Here is a 17194-nt window from a genome sequence, read left to right as displayed (position 1 = left end):
TCGTGGCAAGCGCCGGCCCTGGCCTCCCTGCGGAGGCCAGGTCGAACGCGACGTGAGACGCGGCCACGGGCTCGGCCGATGCCCGCTCCGCGCGCGGAAGGATCCTTCGCCCTCTCGCGGTTCTCGGCCGGCGGCTTCGCCGCGAACAGAACCTCCGGCATACCTTCCCACCCGCGGCATCGGGCGATGTCAGTGGTGGCAGGCAGGGTGACGGGCATGACAACTCCTGCAGCTGTGATCATGGATGCCGCCGCTTACGCGCAGGCGGTCGAGGACGCGGTGAAGGCGTCGGCCGCCTACTACGCGGGCGGGACGTCGGCCCTGGACGACGACGCCTACGACCGACTGGTGCGGGGCATCGCCGCGTGGGAGGCCGAACACCCCGATCGGGTGCTGCCCGACTCCCCGACGGGGAAGGTCGCCGGCGGCGCGGTGGAGGGAGATGTCCCGCACACGGTGGCGATGCTGAGCCTGGACAACGTGTTCTCGCCGGAGGAGTTCACCGCCTGGACGGCCTCCCTGACCCGGCGCGTCGGCCACGAGATCGAGCGGTTCAGCGTGGAGCCGAAGCTGGACGGGCTCGCGGTCGCCGCGCGGTACACCGACGGCCGCCTCAGACAGCTGATCACCCGCGGGGACGGGACGGCCGGGGAGGACGTCTCGCACGCGATCGGCACCATCGCGGGCCTGCCGGACGAACTCGCCGAACCGGTCACCGTCGAAGTCCGCGGCGAAGTCCTGATGACGACCGCCCAGTTCGAGCAGGCCAACGAGGTGCGCACCGCGCACGGCGGGCAGCCGTTCGCCAACCCGCGCGGCGCCGCGGCGGGCAGCCTGCGCGCCAAGGAGCGCGCCTACACGGTGCCGATGACGTTCTTCGGCTACGGCCTGCTGCCCCTGCCCGGCACCGGGGCGGCGCTCGCCGCGCGGCTGGGCGGCCTCGCGCACAGCGATCTCATGGTCCGGGCCGCCGCGTACGGGGTGAACACCACCGCCGCCACCGCGGTGCCCGGCGTCACCGCCGACACCGTCGAGCAGGTGCTGATCCGGGTGCGGGAGATCGCCGCCCTGCGGGCCGATCTGCCGTTCGGCATCGACGGGATCGTCATCAAGGCCGACCTGGCCGCCGACCAGCAGGCGGCAGGATCGGGCTCACGCGCTCCGCGCTGGGCGATCGCCTACAAGCTGCCGGCCGTCGAGAAGATCACCCGGCTGCTCGAGGTGGAGTGGAACGTCGGCCGCACCGGCGTCATCGCCCCGCGCGCCGTCCTGGAGCCGGTCGAGATCGACGGCGCCGTCATCACCTACGCCACGCTCCACAATCCGGCCGACATCACCCGCCGCGATCTGCGACTGGGCGACCACGTCATGGTGCACCGGGCCGGCGACGTCATTCCCCGCATCGAAGCGCCCGTGGCCCATCTGCGCACCGGCGACGAGAAGCCCATCGCCTTTCCCGAGACGTGCCCGCGCTGCGGGGCCGGCATCGACACCAGCGAGCAGCGCTGGCGCTGTGAGAACGGACGCGCGTGCCATCTGGTGGCCGCCCTGTCCTACGCGGCCGGCCGCGACCAGCTCGACATCGAGGGCCTCGGCCACACCCGCGTCGTCCAGCTCGTCGACGCCGGTCTCGTCGCCGATCTCGCCGACCTGTTCACCTTGAACCGGGAGCAGCTGATGAGCCTGGAGCGGATGGGGGCGACCAGCACCGACAACCTCCTCACCGCTCTCGCCACGGCCAAGGGACGGCCGCTGTCGCGGGTGCTGTGCGCGCTCGGGGTCCGCGGCACCGGCCGTTCCATGTCCCGCCGTATCGCCAGGCACTTCGCCACCATGGACAACATCCGTGCCGCCGACGTGGAAACGATGCAGCAGGTCGAGGGCATCGGCACCGAGAAGGCCCCCTCGATCGTCGCCGAACTCGCCGAACTCGCCCCGCTCATCGACAGACTCGCCGCCGTCGGGGTGAACATGACCGAACCCGGCGCCACCCCGCCCGCTCCGCCCCACGACGACACCGGAGACACCCGCGACGCCGGCGGCCAGGACGAGGACACCGAGCGTGCGGGCGGACCACTGGCCGGAATGACCGTGGTCGTCACCGGCGCGATGACCGGCCCCCTGGAGACGCTCAGCCGCAACCAGATGAACGAGCTCATCGAACAAGCCGGCGGCCGCTCCTCCTCCAGCGTCTCCAAGAAGACCACCCTGGTCGTCGCCGGAGACAACGCGGGATCCAAGCGGGCCAAGGCCGAGGACCTCGGTATCCGCCTGGCCACCCCGGACGAATTCGCCGCCCTGGTCGCCGACTACCTCGGCTGAAGAGCTGTCCGGTGATCACCGGTGGGCGCGCGACGACAGCTACGGCACTCCCCCAGCCCCCGGTGGGGAACAGCTGCCGCACCACCCCGCGCGCCGACGTCGGGTCTGCCCCCCGTCCCCGCCGACGAGTCGACGCTTGCCCGGCGGCTCTTACGGCCAGGACGACGGAGGCGCCACCGGGGTGAAGCGCATCGTCAAGGCCACCCGACCGTGGTGCCCGGCCCGACCGGCACGTCGACGACGACCGCCCGCCCGTCGAGAGGTGCCCGTCAGGCCCTTGACCGGGTACCGCTTCGACGGAGGATGGAGGAAGAGAGCGGTCTGCGTGGTGAAGTGTGGGCCTCTGACAACTCCGACAGCAAGGAGCGTTCGTTCCGATGCCCGCACACCCTGGGCGCGGCGGTCCCCGAACCGCCTCGGTCAAGCATGTCTCGTCGTTCAAGCCTCCTCTCGTCAAGGCGGTGTTCAGGGACGTGACCTCGATGCACGTCTCCCGGTCGGCCGCGTGGGCCGCCGCGTCGGTGACACGGACGGTGCTGACGGAGATCATCGACGGCGCGAGGAGAGCGGCGGCGGCGGAGGCCCGGAAGAAGCTGATTCCCCAGGACCTTCTGTCGGCGATCGACCGGAACGTCGAACTCGAGGTGGGGACCGAGTGGTACGACCACAGCCCGACGTTTCAGGGCATGACCGGTGTCCTGTACGACTCCGAGGGTGTCGTCGCGCCTTCCCGTCAGCGCGGCAGGTCGCGCAGACCGAGCGCTGTGGTCGGCGCCCACAGGTTCGAGGCTGGGGTCAAGAAGCTCCTGCGGAGCCGGGGAGCGACCGCGGTCCCGGCGATGGTCCGCGACCTGGACGGCATCGCGAGCGTGTTCCTGACGGACCTCGCCCGGGACGCGGCCATGGTCGCCCGCGAGGGCGGGGTCGAACGCTTCGGTACGGTCGCCCTGGTGATGCCGGGCGAACCCGAGCCACCCACGTTCGTCAAGGATTCTTTCAGCGCCCTCTCCCCTCCCAGGAGGGACGGACGGACCATCGGCCGGGAGGACATCCTGGCCGCCACCACGATTCAGTTGTTCGGCGGCAACCTCAGGCAGCGAGCCCTCACCGAAGCACGCGAGGCGACGCGGTCGCGGGCGGACGATGACCGAACCTGGCGTTCCCCGGAACGAGATCTGCCGGTCTCGGTAAAACTCGTGGAATCCCATGCCCAACGGACATGAGGGCTGCACCATCCATTTCCCAACGACGCGTGGCACTTCGAAGCCAGGACCGATCGCTGTCCCGGAGAGTACGTGCGTGACCCCGCCTTGGAGCCGCGCTGCTTCCTGTCGGTGAATCCGCTGGGAGGTTCCAAGGTGACCGCCCGCTCGCATCCACCACATACAGCCCATGGCCGCCGACACCCTGTTGGCGCAGCCGGGTGAAAAGGGTTTATCTTCTTGCGCATGGATCATCAGGGGGAGTTTCGTCGGGCAGCGCTTGAAATGGGCATACCGGACGACGAGATCAGCAGGTTCAGTCGGCACCTTCGTTTGTCGATCGGGCTGTTCGGGGGCAGCGGTGGTTCTCCGGCCGGGCAGTTCGGTGGGTTGCCCCGGCTGCCGGTGGGCATGAAGTGGCCGTCTGCCGGGGGCATTCCGTTGCCGTTCCTGTTCTCCGTCGATTGTGGGGCGCTGCCGAGAGTCGACGGCTTCGACCTGCCCGCGGACGGGACGCTGCTCTTCTTCGTTCACCAGGAGAGGGACCACGAGGACAGTTCCGGGAGGTACGCGCGAGTCGTGCATGTACCGGACGGCAGCGAAACCGCGGTCGCGGAACCCCCCGACTCCGCGTGTGTCCGCGTGCGGTTCGACGTCTGCGCCGAACTCAGAGCCGAACTGCCCATGTGGCTCCAGGAGGGCGACGAGGACTGGCACGAGTACTGGGAGGACCTCGATTGGGAGGACATGTCTCCCTTCCAGCAGCAGTTGTTCCGGTACATGGAGCATGACCTGCCGCACCTGGAAGAACTTCGCGCTCTGGCTCACGACCTCTGGCCGTCCGGCGCCGGCGTCCTCATCGGCGGGTATGCCGATGACGAGGTGATCAACAGCATCGCGGAGCAGACTCTCGCGGGACGCGAGAAGGCGGGCGAGATTCCCGCCATCCCGATCGCGAAATGGTATTCCCACCTGGAGGAGGAAAAGCACCGGATGACGAGCGAATGGATATCGCTCGCCAGGGAACTCCCGGAGTACGAGGCCTACTGTACGAGTTTCGTGATCCGCCACGACGACTTGGCCGCCGCCCGAGTGGACAAGGCACTGGCCGTGACCAATTTCGAGGCCCCTTGACCAGATCGAGCACCTCTGCGGTGGCAGACGACGCGTCTCGCGCGGCGATCACGGAGTGAGAACGTGGAAGACGTTCCAGAGATGCGGCTATGTCAAGGAAGCCCGTTTCCCCACGCACCGCGCTGGGCCGGTCGTCGTCCGGTGCGTCCGCGGCGAGCGGGATGCCGTCCAGCGAACCGAGGCTTGACGCCGGAACTTGTGACCTGGGCGCGGAAGTAACACCCCTTCCGGATCTCGCACAACGTGATCCACAACGGTTTGCCACTCGGCCAGTGTTGTGGCATCGTTCCGCTCGGTCACGGTGCCGATCGCACCGAGGACCGGCTCCCACGACCGTGTGGGGGTGAGCACCGATCTCCCTGCCGGTGGGTAAGGGGGTCCTTCGTCCACAGGAGGCCCCTCATGCAGGTTCGACGCTGCGACCACATCCCCGGGCCGGGAACTCCACCGGTGCACGGTCGTCGACAGCCGGTTCCCGGACCGAACGGCACGGACCGATTCCGCGTCCGCGAGGCGCGGTCGGGGGCCCTTTCCCTGACTTCCCGGGGCCTGCCTGCCGGCACCGACATCCTCCACGACGTCACGGCGTGCCCCCCTGACAGCCGTCCCGCTTTCGCCCATGACCTCGCCCACGTGACTGGAGTCTGCTGTCCCGCGACGGCGGCGCGACGGACATCGGCGCGGGTCCCCGTGCGTGACGCTGTCGGGACGGTCCCCGCGGATACGGGGGCGGGCGACGGGGCGCCTGGAAGGCTCCCGCACCGTCCTCCTGCAGCACCACCGCCCGCCGCCGGAGACAGCGCCGTTCGGTCCGTCCGTTCAAGCAGCGGCCGTGCCATCGGAGGACAACGCGCGTCCATCGCTGCGTGATGCGTACGCACCCCCTGCGTGCGGGCGTCCGGCTCGACATCCGAGTCCGGCGAGCCGTCCCGCACCCGAACAGCGAACCACCTCGACCCAGGAGGGGCCCCATGGCCACGAACCGACAGATGAGCCGCGCCGACTACGAGACCATCTCCGCGGCCATCGCTGAATCCGGCGACCAGGACTTCCACGCCCGCCGGAACATCGCCTTCAACCTCGCTGACGCCCTCACCGGCACCGCGGACCGCTTCGACCCCGTGCTCTGGCTGCGCCAGTGCGAGGTCGGACCGGTCTCCCCGGCCGACGTGGCGGGCTGGTCGAAGCGTCTGGAACTGCGCGTGATCTCCACCGGCAGACGGCGTCGCAGCAGCCTCGCCATGGGCTACACCCAGGTCGAGCAGTACATCGACGCCGACGACAACCCTCTGGACGAGCGCGAGTAGGGACGCCCCCGCGAGTGCGAGGGGCCGGGGCGTCCCCGGCGGGGCGGGTCTGGCGGGGCGGGTCTGGCGGGGCGGGTCTGGCGGGGCCGATCTGGCAGGCGACCTTCGACGACACCATCCGGGCGAGCAAGCGCCCTGCTCCTCGCCGAACCACCCGCAGCGATCCTCGGTGATCCGGCAGCGCAGTGCCCGTGCCTGCGGCGCGGAACGAAGCCGCACCCATCCCTCCAGCGCGGCCCGTTCCGCGTCCGACAGGATCAACTCGGCCTTCGGCCACCCGGACCGCCGAGTACGCGTCATCGGACGCCCCCTGCGTCTGACCTCGATTCCCGACTCGGAGGACCAGCTCCGCATCGTCTGGAGCCGGCCTCGTCCGTGAGCCCTCCCTCGGCGCTCAGACAATCAGCAGGGGAACGTGCCGCTGTAGAGGGCGTGTCCGTAGGAGGAGGTTCCGGAGCCGAAGCCGTATACGCCGTCATCGCTCCACACCGCTTCGCGCAGGCCGCCGACGCAGGTCGATGTGGGGGCGATGGCGAAGCCCTCCAGGTTGTCGATCGGCATGACGGCCGGGTTCGTGTAGGTCACATCCGGCACGATCGTGCCGGCGGCGTCGACCTTCATGAACGTGTGCGTCTCGCCGCAGGTGTTGTCACAGGTCGCGACGATGCGCTGGGTCCCGGCGTCGAACATGACGTCCATCACGGACGCCTTGCCGGTCGAGACCGTGCCGAACGTCGTGAACGAGCCGTCGGAGTCGAGACCGTAGGCGTGCAGCGTGCCGTCCCACTCCAGACCGGCGAAGAACAGGCCCGAACCGTGCAGCGGGTAGTTGCCCGGGTCGTAGGCGGCGTGGGTGAGGGGGTCGACCCAGCCGTTCGCGGTCAGCCAACTGTCGGGCACGTACCCGACGCCCTCGAAGCCCAGGTTGGCGTCGTCCTTGCTGCCGGTGTCGAGCTGGGGAAACTGCGACGTCATGTCCCACTGGTGGACGGGCGTCAATGTCGATCCGGTCGCGGCCGGGTCGAACTCCATGATCGTGTCCTTGGGCACCGTGTTGTCGGCGTTGTCTCGCTCGGACGTCACGTAGATGTGGCCGTCGCCCCCGACCGTCACGCCCTCGGAGTCCGGCCGGCCCGAGCCTCCCGCGAAGCGGATCTGCTTGCCGGTCGCGCTCCACGACGGGTCCGGGACCCACTTGCCGTTGCTCTTGACCAGCTTGTACAGCCAGTTCTTGTTCTTGGCGGCCCACAGCACCGACGGGTTCGCCGGGTCGAACGCCAGCCCGCTCACGTCGCGGCCCTCCGGGCCGGTGGACGTGGTGAACGCGCAGACGTTGTCGGCGATGGTGACGTCCAGCCCGCCAGGCCACGCCGACGCGCCCGCCGGTGTCGTGCCCGAGCCGGAAGGCGCCTCAGGAGTGCAGCCGCTGGTCAGAGAGCCGCCCCCGCCCAGCAGATGGCCGGTCTGACCGCCACCGCCACCTCCACCGCCGCCACTCCCGCCGCCGGAGCAGGAGTTGGCGTCGCCGAGCGTCGCGGTCGTCGAGGTCTGGAACCAGCCGGTGCCGTTGGCACAGCGCCCGTCCGACGGCTTGGCGCCGTCAGTGGCCCAGGTCACCGAGTCGATGGAGTTTCCGCTGCCGTCGACGAGGAAGAGCGAGTCCTGGTCGCCCAGGCCAAGGGTGGAATCGAAGGTGACGTAGCCGCCCGCGGGGATGCTCGTGGCACTCGGAGAGGAGGAAGAGACCGAGACCGGGGCGTGGCCGGTGTCGTTGTCGACGTACTTCCACGACCCGATGCCGACCGCGCTCGCCCCACCGTTGTACAACTCCACGGTGTCCGAGCCGTCGGAGGTGACCTCGTTGATCCGCACCTGGCTCGCCGACGGAATCGACGACGGGCAGCCCGAGGCGTTCGCGGCGCCGAACGTGGTCTCCTTGGCCGTGGTCACCCATGCGCCGGTCCCGTCACCCCCGCAGCGGGCCATCGCCGGCTTCGCCTTGTCGCCGGCCCACTCCACGCGGTCGACCACCGTGCCGTCGGCCGTGTAGACGATCAGCTCGTCCGAGTCACCGAGGCCCTTGGGCGAGTTGAAGGTGACGAACCCGCCGGCAGTGATCGTGGTGGCGGACGGGATGAACGACTGCGGCGAGAAGCTGTCGTCGGACATCTTCCAGCCGCTGATGCTCACCGCGGTGGAGCCGGTGTTGTACAGCTCCACCGTGTCGTTGTTCGAGGAGGTGACCTCGTTGATGCGAACGTTTCGGTAGCCGGCCGGGTCAGCGGCAGCCGCAGGCTGAGCGGCCAGCAGCCCGGTGGCGACCAGTCCTGAGAACGTCAAAGCCGCGGCGCATACCGAGGCGACGCCGACGCGTGAGTGTGAAGTAGGCACGAGGCGGAACTCTGGCGAAGCGACTTGGAGACAGCGTGTACTCCGGCTGAATGCCGGCTGCTGACCACCGGAACGGCGGGCGCGCATCGCCGCCACGATTGAGACAGCCTGACCGGTGACCGTGGTGGAGACCGGCCGTGGTGAGACCGGTCTGGCTCACATCGATACGCTCCTGTCACCAGCGCTCACCTCCGAGTGCTGCTGCCGAACGCGAACAGCGGCAGGCTCTTGGTGTCGACGACCGTCCTTCTCCCTCCTGATCAGGGGCGCCCGGCCCCGTCCGGCGACGATGCCGCGCGGGCGGGCCACGCGCCGAGAGGGGGATCCGTTGCACGCCTTGGCGTTCGTGCTCGGCGGCGGGGACCTACGTCTGCCAGCGCACCGGCAGCTCCCGCAGGCTCCGCATGAGACTGGTGCGCCACCGCGGTGTGCCGTCACCGTCGAAGTCCAGGCGGGGGAAGCGGTCCAGCAGGATGCGCAGGGCCAGGGTCGCCTCCATGCGGGCCAGCGGGGCACCTAGGCAGTGGTGCAGTCCGTGCCCGAAGGCCAGGTGGGCGCGGGTCGCGGCCGGATCGCGGCGGATGTCGAACCGTTCGGGGGCCGAGAAACGCGCGGGGTCGCGGTTCGCGGCGGCGATGGAGAGCACGACACGCGCGCCCGCCGGTATCCGCACGCTGCCGAGGGTGATCGGTTCGGCGGTGTAGCGGTAGGTGCCCGCCGGTACGGGCGACTCGAAGCGCAGCGTCTCCTCCACGGCGCCCTGCGACAACGCGGGGTCGGCGCGGAGGGCGGCGAGCTGCCCAGGATGGCCGAGCAGCAGGTGGACGGCGTTGGCGATGAGGTTGACGGTGGTCTCGTGCCCTGCGACGAGCAGCAAGAAGGCCATGCCGAGCAGTTCCTCGGGTGCGAGCCGGTCGGCGCCGTCCCCGTCGTTGGCGCGGACCAGGGCGTGCAGCAGATCGCTTTCCGCCGCGTCCCGCAGCCGCCGCTTCTCCTCGATCAGTCCCGCGAGGTACGCGGCCATCTCCTGCGAGGCTCGGGCGGACTGCTGCGCGTCGTCGAGGGCGACGACCTGTGTGGACCACGCCCGAAAGGCAGCCCGGTCGACGTCCGGCACGCCGAGCAACTCGCAGATGATGGTGAGCGGCAGCGGGTAGGCGTAGGCGGTGATGAGGTCGGCACGGCCGTCGGCGACCACGGCGTCCAGGAGCGCACCGGCCGCCTCCCGCACGCGGGCCCGCAGCGCCTGGACGCGGCGGGCGGTGAACTCGCGGGCCACCAGGATCCGCAGGCGGGTGTGATCGGGGGGATCGACCTGGAGCATGTTGCGGCCCACGGCGTACAGCCCGTCGTCCTCGAAGTCGGCGGAGTGCCGCACGTCATGGCGCAGCCTGGGTTCGGCGAACGCGGCGCGCACTTCCTCGTGCCCGACCACCAGCCATGACTCGTCCCCGGTGGGGAAACGCACGTGGTGGACGGGCCCGCGGGAGCGCAGTGCGGTGAAGGCGGAATAGGGGTCGGCGGTGAAGTCGTCGGTGAGGTCGGCGAGTCGGACGGTGGGGTGTTGTGTGCTCATCGGCCACTCCGGACAGAAGTGGGGACCATTGCCCGTTCAGGTGTCAGGAGTCGGACCCTAGCACGAAGCGGGGAGTGGTCCTCGCTTCGCCCGTGGGGTGCGTGGACCCAGCCCGCGACCTGGCCGCCCGTCACGGCGAACGCCGTCGAAACGGCGACCACGCCGCCGGGAACACGGGTGGCGTCCTGGCCGACGACGTTCTCGTTCCCGCCGTCGTGACCGCCCCGGTCGCCCGGGACGTCCGGGACGTCCGCCGCGCCGGCTCGGGGCGCGGCCGCACCGCCCGCCCGGCCGCCTGATCACGGCGGTCCACCCGCCCGGCAGCGGGTCGACTCGCCCGGAAGGGCGGTGAGATGCCCGGGCCGCTGGGGCCGGTCGCCCGGTCGGTCCGGTCAGCGCAAGCCGGTGTCGTGGCTGAGCAGGTGGTGGTGGACGTCGTACTGGTCGACCGCGGTGATGGTCAGCCCGTCGGGAACGGCCACGGCCCACGCACGGTAGACGGTGCCGGGCACGGAGACCGTGGCCGCCTTCACCCGCGTACCGTCGGACAGCGACACCACACCGTAGGCGACCGCCGCTTCGGGATTGGACACCAGCAGCCGGCTGCCGCTGAGGCCCTTGTCGTGCACACCCCACAGACCCAACTCCCCCGCGACACCGGGATCCTGGGTGCCGGTGACCGACTGGCAGTCGGACCAGGGGCCGCCCTGGTGGTCGATGCGGACACCGCCGATGTACATGCGCTGGCACAGCAGCGACGAGGCGCCCGGTGTCGTGGCTCCGCCGGGCGGGGTGGGCGGCGCGTAGCCCTCGGGCAGTGTGCGGTGGAACTCCAGCGCCACCGACCAGCGGTGGCCGCCCGTCGTCCCCTCGGCCACCCGGGCGCTGACCGCGCCGGGGGCGGGGGCGGGTGTGGGGGCGGCGGAGTGGGGCGTCGAGGGCGAGGGCCGGCCCGCGGCGCCGACGGCGCCGGGCGGTTGCCTCAGAGACGGGGCCGCCAGGCCGAGGCCGAGGACGCAGGCGGCGCTCGCCACGGCGGCCGCGACCCGGCGGCGTTTCCTGCGGGCGCGCGCGACGGTCAGGATCCGGCCGACGGGAGCCTGGGACGCGGGGTGGGCGTCGCGTGACCGGGCGACGGCGGCGCGCAGCCAGTCTTCTTGGTCCTGGTCAGGAGTCATCGTGCCTCTGCGGGGCGGCTGGGGAGGTAGGTGCGGGCGAGAGTCGAACGGCTGCGCAGTTTGGCCAGGGCCCGGGACGCCTGGCTCTTCACGGTGCCGGTCGAGCAACCGAGGATGTCCGCCACCTCCTCGACGGACAGGTCCTCGCAGTAGCGCAGCACCACGACCGCCCGCTGCCGCTCGGGCAGTTCGGCGAGCCCGCGGGCCAGAGCGTCGTGCACGTCCGAACCCCCGGCACCGGCCCCGTCGTCGTGGACGGGACCGGTGTCGGGCAGCGACGGGAGAAGGAGGTGGGTGATCCTGCGGCGGCGGTAGCGGCTGCGGTTGGTGTTGACCAGGGCGCGCCGAACGTAGTGCTCGGCGCGCTCCGGCTCCAGGCGCCGCCAGTGCGGGTACACCTTCGCCAGCGTCGTCTGCACCAGGTCCTCCGCCTCGTGGAAGTCGCCGGTGAGGAGGTACGCGGTGTGGGTCAGGGCCCGCCAACGGGCGGTGACGAACCGGGTGAAGTCCGAGTCCGGTCCGCTGTCCGCGGCCCTGCGGTCACTTGGCTGCACGGCAGGATGTGCCCGTCCTTCGTCTGGGTGGTCAGTGCCAGCCGGTGTCGTGGCTGAGCAGGTGGTGGTGGACGTCGTACTGGTCGACCGCGGTGATGGTCAGCCCGTCGGGAACGGCCACGGCCCACGCACGGTAGACGGTGCCGGGCACGGAGACCGTGGCCGCCTTCACCCGCGTACCGTCGGACAGCGACACCACACCGTAGGCGACCGCCGCTTCGGGATTGGACACCAGCAGCCGGCTGCCGCTGAGGCCCTTGTCGTGCAGACCCCACAGACCCAACTCCCCCGCGACACCGGGATCCTGGGTGCCGGTGACCGACTGGCAGTCGGACCAGGGGCCGCCCTGGTGGTCGATGCGGACACCGCCGATGTACATGCGCTGGCACAGCAGCGACGAGGCGCCCGGTGTCGTGGCTCCGCCGGGCGGGGTGGGCGGCGCGTAGCCCTCGGGCAGTGTGGGGTGGAACTCCAGCGCCACCGACCAGCGGTGTCCGTCCACCGTGCCGCTGCCGATCACCTGCGTGACCACCTGCGGCAGCGGTGCCACCCGCTGGTGAACGGAAGCGGATCGTACGGCGACGGCTGAGGCGGGTGCCGACGCCGTGTGGGCGGCCGGGCCCGGCGTCGCCGCGACCGCGGAGGCACCGAACGACATCCCGCCGAGGACGGCGACGGCGACGGCCGCTTTGGCCGCCTTCCTGCCAGGACTGAGAGCCATGGAGCACTTCCCCTTCAGAGCTGCCGCCCGGCACCGCGCCGGGCGGTCCTCGACGGCCGGCGCGCTGGGCCCGCGTGCCGGCCTGCCGCGATCACCAGGACGGCGTCGCGGCTCGGACATCCGCTCGTAGGTACTCCCGAACCCCCGCGACGGGTTGCACGCCCGCACGACATCACTTCACGAAGACCGATTCATCACGGTCGCGAGGCCGGGGGCGAGCACGTCGGTGGCCGCATCGACGGTGAAGCTACTCGCGGCCGGGAAGCGGGTGATGTACACAGGGAAGGTCAACTACAGTCACACCACGGGTCACGCGGACGGCAGCACCATGTCCGCCTGCGCCGAGGACGGACCGCTGTCCACCGACGTCGTGGTCCAGAACAGCACGGAGCGGCAGACGACATGCTGAGGCTCGAAAAGCTGGAGGCCGCGCTTCCGGCGATGACACGGTGGCGTGTGCCCGGCGGGCGCGGCGTGGACTGGGCCGCCCTCGAGGCGGTTCTCGGCACGGCGCTGCCCTCGGACTTCCGCTCCCTGGCGGAGGCGTACCCGGTGCTGGTCATCGACGACTTCCTGACCGTTGCCGTTCCCCGGCCCGGCGCCGAGGCGTCGTGGGCGTCCGCGTCCAGGGAGGACGAGATCCTCCAGGACCTGTACGAGATGGGGGACGCCGAGGACTACGTTCCCTACCCGCGGCCGGGAGGCCTGATCTCCTGGGGTGAGTCCGATTCGGGTGACGTGCTGTACTGGAGGACGAGCCCCGGGGACCCGGAAGCGTGGCCGGTGGTCGTCCGGACGGACAACGCCGAGTGGCACGAGTTCCCGGTCGGCGTCGTGGAGTTCCTGACCGGCGTGTACGGGCGCACCCTCGATGTGCCGGGCATGCCCGGCGACTTCCCCGGTGACGACCCGGAGGTGCTGGGCCTGAGCGACCGGATCGACTGACCTCCGGCTGAGCACCACCGCATGTGCCGGACGATCGCCCTCCGGAACCGCCGGGGGCGATCGTCCGAGTTCCGCCGCGGGCGGCAGGGGCGGTCAGCGCAGGGTGTAGGACTTCTGGGTCAACCGTCCGTCGGTGAAGGCGTACACGAAGGTCGGGTTGGCCTCCGCGGCCGTACCGGTGCACTGCACCAGGGTCTGCCACCCCGCCGACGAGGGGTACGCGGGGTACTCCACCCACATGTCGGTGCAGGCGGCGCCCGCGAGAACGGCGTTCACCGCGGAGAGCTGCTCTCCCTGGGTCACGCTGTCGTACTGGCTCATCGTCGCACCGGGCTTGTCCCGGGTGTAGGCCGCGTAGGCGAAGGCACCGTTCTTCTCCTTGCGGTACAGCAGGCCGTCGCCGTTGAAGGAGAAGGTCGCGTACATGTCGACCTGCTGGTTCGGCGTCCAGCATTCGAGGCCGGCCGAGGTGTCGTAGCAGTGCGGGTTGGGACCCACGACGTTCTTGACCTGCTGCGCCGTCATGCCGGCGGTGACCGCGTCGTAGGCGGCCTGGGTGAGGTAGCTGTCCCGGACGGGGGCGGCCGTCGAGGGAGCCGCCGCGGAGAGGGCCAGGCCGGTCACGAGGGCGGCGAGGGTGGACAGGCTCGTCAGGGAGCGTGCGTGCATCATGCGTCCTTCCGTAGGCGGGCCGGGCGGCTCCGCGTCCGGCCCGCCGGGAGCACGGCGGAGGCCCAGCACCGCCCGCCGTGCCGCCCGCAACCGGGAGCCGCTTGCCGGTCCCCCTATCCTCGGTCGCGGACCTCTCGCCACGCTCTCCCACGGCCGTCCCCCGGTTCGGCTGCTCCGCTCCGGGCCTCGGAGGCGGAACGTCTCGCGGTACCGTCCGCCGGTGCCCTACGGTGCCGCCCGGTGGGGGCTGGGTGACGGCGGACAGCCCGCGTGGTGGCCGCCTTCGGGGATCAGGGCACGAAGACCAGGCGCTCGTCCGTCTTGTGGGTCCATGCCTCGGAGATCCGGGCGAGCGGTACGGCCCGGGCCCGGACGTCGATCGCGCCCTGGGCCACCGCTGTGGCCAGCTCCGGCAGTTCCGCGATGAAGTCACGGGCGGGAACCGAGCCGATGCCGCTGCCGATGATCTGCAGTCGGGCCGCACGCAGCGCGGCGGACGGGACCGGCGCGAGCGGGCCGGCGACCGACCCGATCTGGATCCAGGTCAAGGGTGCGCCGCGGTCGGCGCGGGCGGTGAGCATGGGCATCATGGCGTGGGCGGACGGCTCGCCCCACACGAAGTCCAGCACGACGTCGACGTCGGCGGCGACCCGGGTCTCGTCGAAGGTGATCGTCTCGTCGGCGCCGAGGTCCTTCAGCGCCTCGAGGCGGTGGGTGTCGCGTCCGGCGGCGATCACCCGTGCGGCGCCGAACCGCTTGGCGATCTGGATCGCCATGCGTCCGGCGCTGCCGGTGGCGCCGAGGATGAGAACGCTCCCGCCCGGCCGGAAGTCGGTGCGGCGACGCAGCGCGACCCAGGACGCGATGCCGGGGTTCATCGCGGCGGCGATCCGGACCGGGTCGACGCCGTCCGGCAGGACCACGCTGCGGCGCAGGTCGATCGCCGTGCGGTCGGCGAACGTTCCGAGAGACGTGTCGTCCATGACCACATAGCGGAGATCGCCCCTGGGATCGCGCACGACCGCGTCGACGCCGGGCACCAGCGGGAGCGCGCCGGTGGTGGAGTAGTGCGAACCGTTCGCCTTGGCTCGGGTCAGATGGTGGAGCCCGGCCGCGAGGACCTCCACGACCACCTCGTTCTCATGGCCGGCGACCGGCTCGGGGTGCTCGGCGTAGACCGGCGGAGCGTCGAGCGCCGTCACGATGGCGGCATGCATGGTGACCTCCCACGAGGAGTAGTTTGTGTTACCAACGAAATCAACGATGATTGGTAAAACAAACCATGTCAAGTAGCATGGGGTCATGACCACCGACGACTCCACGGACGCCGTGCTGGACGGCCTCGTCCGCAGTGCCTTCCAGATCATGGGCGTGCTCACCCGCGTCGGCGCCGCGCACGACCTGTCGCTCACTCAGCTCCGGGTCCTGGGCATCCTCCGTGACCGCAGGCCCCGGATGACCGACCTGGCGGCCTTCCTGGGTCTGGACAAGTCGACGATGTCCGGCCTCATCGACCGTGCCGAACGCCGAGGTCTGCTGGCCCGTGACAGGAACCCGGACGACAAGCGCGCCGTCGACGTCTTCCTCACCCCGGCCGGACTCGAGCTCACGCAACGGCTGGACGGCGAGATCAGAGACGCCCTGGCACCAGCGACCGGGCGGCTGGACCCGCGGCAGCGCCGTCAGCTCGCCCAGCTACTGGAACCCGTCGTCACCCCGCCGCTGCCGGCGACGCGGCGCACCCCCGCCCAGCGCTGAGCGGTCTTCACTCCCCGCGCCTCCGACCAGGGCCTTCGGCTGCCCGGCCCTGTCCCGGACGGGCGCGACCGCGGCAGCCCGATGCGGCTCGTCGCCCGTGAGAGGCCGGGGCCCTCGATCTGCTCCGTGGTCGGCGACCTACGGGCGCCGGACCGGAGGCGGCCGCCTTCGCCGAATCGAGGGCTGTGAGACACCCGCCCCGATGCGCGGACCTCTGGCCGACGGCGTCCGTCGGGGACCCGTCGGGGCCGGGCAACGGTTCGGCGCAAGGCCCGGTGTCTTCCCGCACCACGAAGGCCGGACCGCCGCCGCCCGCCGGGCTCAGTCGAGGACGGGGTGCAGCTCCGGTCGGGATTCCCACCAGAGGCGGTAGAAGGTGTTGTTGGGGATGCTGTCGAGGTACGCGCGTCCCGCCGCCCGGTACAGCAGCCCGGCACGCTGCTCCGTGACTGCCGCTCGGTTCCAGGCGATCCGGATGCGTTCGGTGAGCGGGTCGCCGGCCAGCGGGCGCAGGACCGTTCCCTCGACATGCGGAGAGGTGGGCTGGCACATGGAGATGGCCCGTCCGGCGGCGATCAGTTCCCAACGCATCTTGCGGTCGGCGATCCGGTAGCGCAGTTTCGGCGTGAAGCCGGCCCGGAGGCAGACGTCGGTCATGGCCTCCGGGCCGCCGTCGTCGTCGTCGGTCAGCGCCGTCCAGGTTTCGCCCGCCAGGTCGGCGAGTTCGATCTCCTCCTGCCCGGCCAGGGGGTGGGTGGCCGACAGGCGCACGCAGGCGGGTTCCTTCGGGATGAGGGTGCGGGCAGCCACGCCGTCGGGGAGCGGCACTTCGTGGTCGCCGACCTCTCCGTACAGGATCGCGTCGTACTTGCCGGCACCGAGCATGCGGGTGAGCGTGGTCGCCGAGTGCTCGGTGGTGATGTCGACCTCGTGACCGGGCAGTTCCTCCTCCAGGTATGCGAACAACCGGTCCACCAGGACGAGCAGGACGCAGCCGAGCCGCAGTGTCGGATGCGGTGCGACTGCTCGCGTTCCGGCCGCCAGGGCGTCCATCTCGCCCAGCACCCGGCGTGCCGCGGACAGCACCAGCTCGCCCAGCGGGGTGGGCTCCACGCCGAGTCTCCCGCGGACGAACAGCTCGCCGCCCATGGCCCGTTCGATGCGCCGCAGCTGCGCCGACAGGGCCGGCTGGGACACCCCGAGCCGAACCGCCGCACGCCCCACGCTGCCCGCTTCGGCTATCGCGCGGACAGCTTCGAGATGCCTCAACTCCAGCTGCATTTCACCAGCATATGCAGGGCGGCGGGCGGCGTGGAGGGGTTCGGGCGGGGCCGGTCATAACACCGCCGTTATGACCGATGAGATGTCCCTTTCTTGCCATGCCCACGCCCATACTCGGCGCATCCCACCGGCTCCCCCTTACAGAAACCGGAG

16 protein-coding genes and 1 riboswitch are annotated in these 17194 nt (G+C 71.0%); of the genes, 8 read left to right on the top strand and 8 right to left on the bottom strand.

The features are described 5' to 3' along the window. Positions 1–216: 216 nt before the first annotated feature. From ligA to ACH5A8_RS13475, 4 genes are all read left to right on the top strand, one after another. Positions 217–2322, top strand: a complete 2106-nt coding sequence (gene ligA, locus ACH5A8_RS13490) for an NAD-dependent DNA ligase LigA (RefSeq protein WP_399001253.1) — start codon at positions 217–219, stop codon at positions 2320–2322. A 377-nt stretch (positions 2323–2699) separates the two neighbouring features. Then, entirely contained in the window at positions 2700–3545 is an 846-nt protein-coding gene (locus ACH5A8_RS13485; protein ID WP_399001251.1) for a hypothetical protein, read from the top strand. Positions 3546–3770: 225 nt separating this feature from the next. Next, positions 3771–4658, top strand: a complete 888-nt coding sequence (locus ACH5A8_RS13480; RefSeq protein ID WP_399001249.1) for a DUF1963 domain-containing protein — start codon at positions 3771–3773, stop codon at positions 4656–4658. Between the two features lie 97 nt (positions 4659–4755). Then, a riboswitch (SAM riboswitch) is annotated at positions 4756–4862 on the bottom strand. 767 nt (positions 4863–5629) lie between these two features. Continuing rightward, positions 5630–5965 (top strand): hypothetical protein, encoded by a 336-nt coding sequence (locus ACH5A8_RS13475; protein WP_399001248.1) that lies wholly within the window; start codon positions 5630–5632, stop codon positions 5963–5965. Between the two features lie 402 nt (positions 5966–6367). Here the strand turns inward: ACH5A8_RS13475 and ACH5A8_RS13470 are convergent, their stop codons facing one another. Together ACH5A8_RS13470 and ACH5A8_RS13465 are read right to left on the bottom strand one after the other, a co-directional pair. Next, positions 6368–8305, bottom strand: coding sequence for a lamin tail domain-containing protein (locus ACH5A8_RS13470; protein ID WP_399001246.1), 1938 nt, complete (start codon positions 8303–8305; stop codon positions 6368–6370). Positions 8306–8720: 415 nt separating this feature from the next. Then, complete coding sequence (locus tag ACH5A8_RS13465; RefSeq protein ID WP_399001244.1) at positions 8721–9932, bottom strand: cytochrome P450; 1212 nt, start codon at positions 9930–9932, stop codon at positions 8721–8723. Positions 9933–10033: 101 nt separating this feature from the next. Here ACH5A8_RS13465 and ACH5A8_RS13460 point away from each other — a divergent pair, with 101 nt between their 5' ends. Then, a complete protein-coding gene (locus tag ACH5A8_RS13460) occupies positions 10034–10231 on the top strand; it encodes a hypothetical protein (protein WP_399001242.1) in 198 nt (65 codons plus the stop codon). Positions 10232–10324: 93 nt separating this feature from the next. Here the strand turns inward: ACH5A8_RS13460 and ACH5A8_RS13455 are convergent, their stop codons facing one another. The 3 genes from ACH5A8_RS13455 to ACH5A8_RS13445 are packed head-to-tail and all read right to left on the bottom strand — an operon-like array spanning position 10325 to position 12385. Then, a complete protein-coding gene (locus ACH5A8_RS13455; protein WP_399001240.1) occupies positions 10325–11110 on the bottom strand; it encodes a hypothetical protein in 786 nt (261 codons plus the stop codon). Then, the gene (locus tag ACH5A8_RS13450; RefSeq protein WP_399001238.1) at positions 11107–11664 is read right to left on the bottom strand and encodes a SigE family RNA polymerase sigma factor; all 558 of its coding nucleotides are present in this window, start codon (positions 11662–11664) and stop codon (positions 11107–11109) included. Before ACH5A8_RS13450 ends, ACH5A8_RS13455 begins: the two co-directional genes overlap by 4 nt. Before the next feature lie 31 nt (positions 11665–11695). Then, positions 11696–12385, bottom strand: coding sequence for a hypothetical protein (locus tag ACH5A8_RS13445; RefSeq protein ID WP_399001235.1), 690 nt, complete (start codon positions 12383–12385; stop codon positions 11696–11698). Positions 12386–12656: 271 nt separating this feature from the next. Between ACH5A8_RS13445 and ACH5A8_RS13440 the strand changes: the two genes are divergently transcribed. Then, a complete protein-coding gene (locus ACH5A8_RS13440; RefSeq protein ID WP_399001233.1) occupies positions 12657–12794 on the top strand; it encodes a hypothetical protein in 138 nt (45 codons plus the stop codon). Next, positions 12788–13330 (top strand): SMI1/KNR4 family protein, encoded by a 543-nt coding sequence (locus ACH5A8_RS13435; protein ID WP_399001231.1) that lies wholly within the window; start codon positions 12788–12790, stop codon positions 13328–13330. Before ACH5A8_RS13440 ends, ACH5A8_RS13435 begins: the two co-directional genes overlap by 7 nt. Before the next feature lie 93 nt (positions 13331–13423). On the opposite strand, the gene ACH5A8_RS13430 is transcribed toward ACH5A8_RS13435, so the two are convergent. Beyond that, on the bottom strand, positions 13424–14002 hold the full coding sequence (locus tag ACH5A8_RS13430; protein ID WP_399001228.1) for a BLIP family beta-lactamase inhibitor: 579 nt from the start codon (positions 14000–14002) through the stop codon (positions 13424–13426). A 290-nt stretch (positions 14003–14292) separates the two neighbouring features. Next, a complete protein-coding gene (locus tag ACH5A8_RS13425; protein WP_399001226.1) occupies positions 14293–15219 on the bottom strand; it encodes a zinc-binding alcohol dehydrogenase family protein in 927 nt (308 codons plus the stop codon). Between the two features lie 85 nt (positions 15220–15304). On the opposite strand from ACH5A8_RS13425, the gene ACH5A8_RS13420 reads away from it, so the two are divergent. Then, on the top strand, positions 15305–15760 hold the full coding sequence (locus ACH5A8_RS13420; protein WP_399001224.1) for a MarR family winged helix-turn-helix transcriptional regulator: 456 nt from the start codon (positions 15305–15307) through the stop codon (positions 15758–15760). 321 nt (positions 15761–16081) lie between these two features. Here ACH5A8_RS13420 and ACH5A8_RS13415 read toward each other — a convergent pair whose 3' ends face one another. Beyond that, positions 16082–17041, bottom strand: coding sequence for a LysR family transcriptional regulator (locus ACH5A8_RS13415; protein ID WP_399001222.1), 960 nt, complete (start codon positions 17039–17041; stop codon positions 16082–16084). Positions 17042–17194 lie beyond the last annotated feature (153 nt).

It is taken from the genome of Streptomyces sp. NPDC018610 (assembly GCF_044391765.1).
GTDB lineage: Bacteria > Actinomycetota > Actinomycetes > Streptomycetales > Streptomycetaceae > Streptomyces.
Note: the sequence above shows the minus strand (reverse complement) of the source record. Positions and strands in the feature narration are given on the sequence as shown.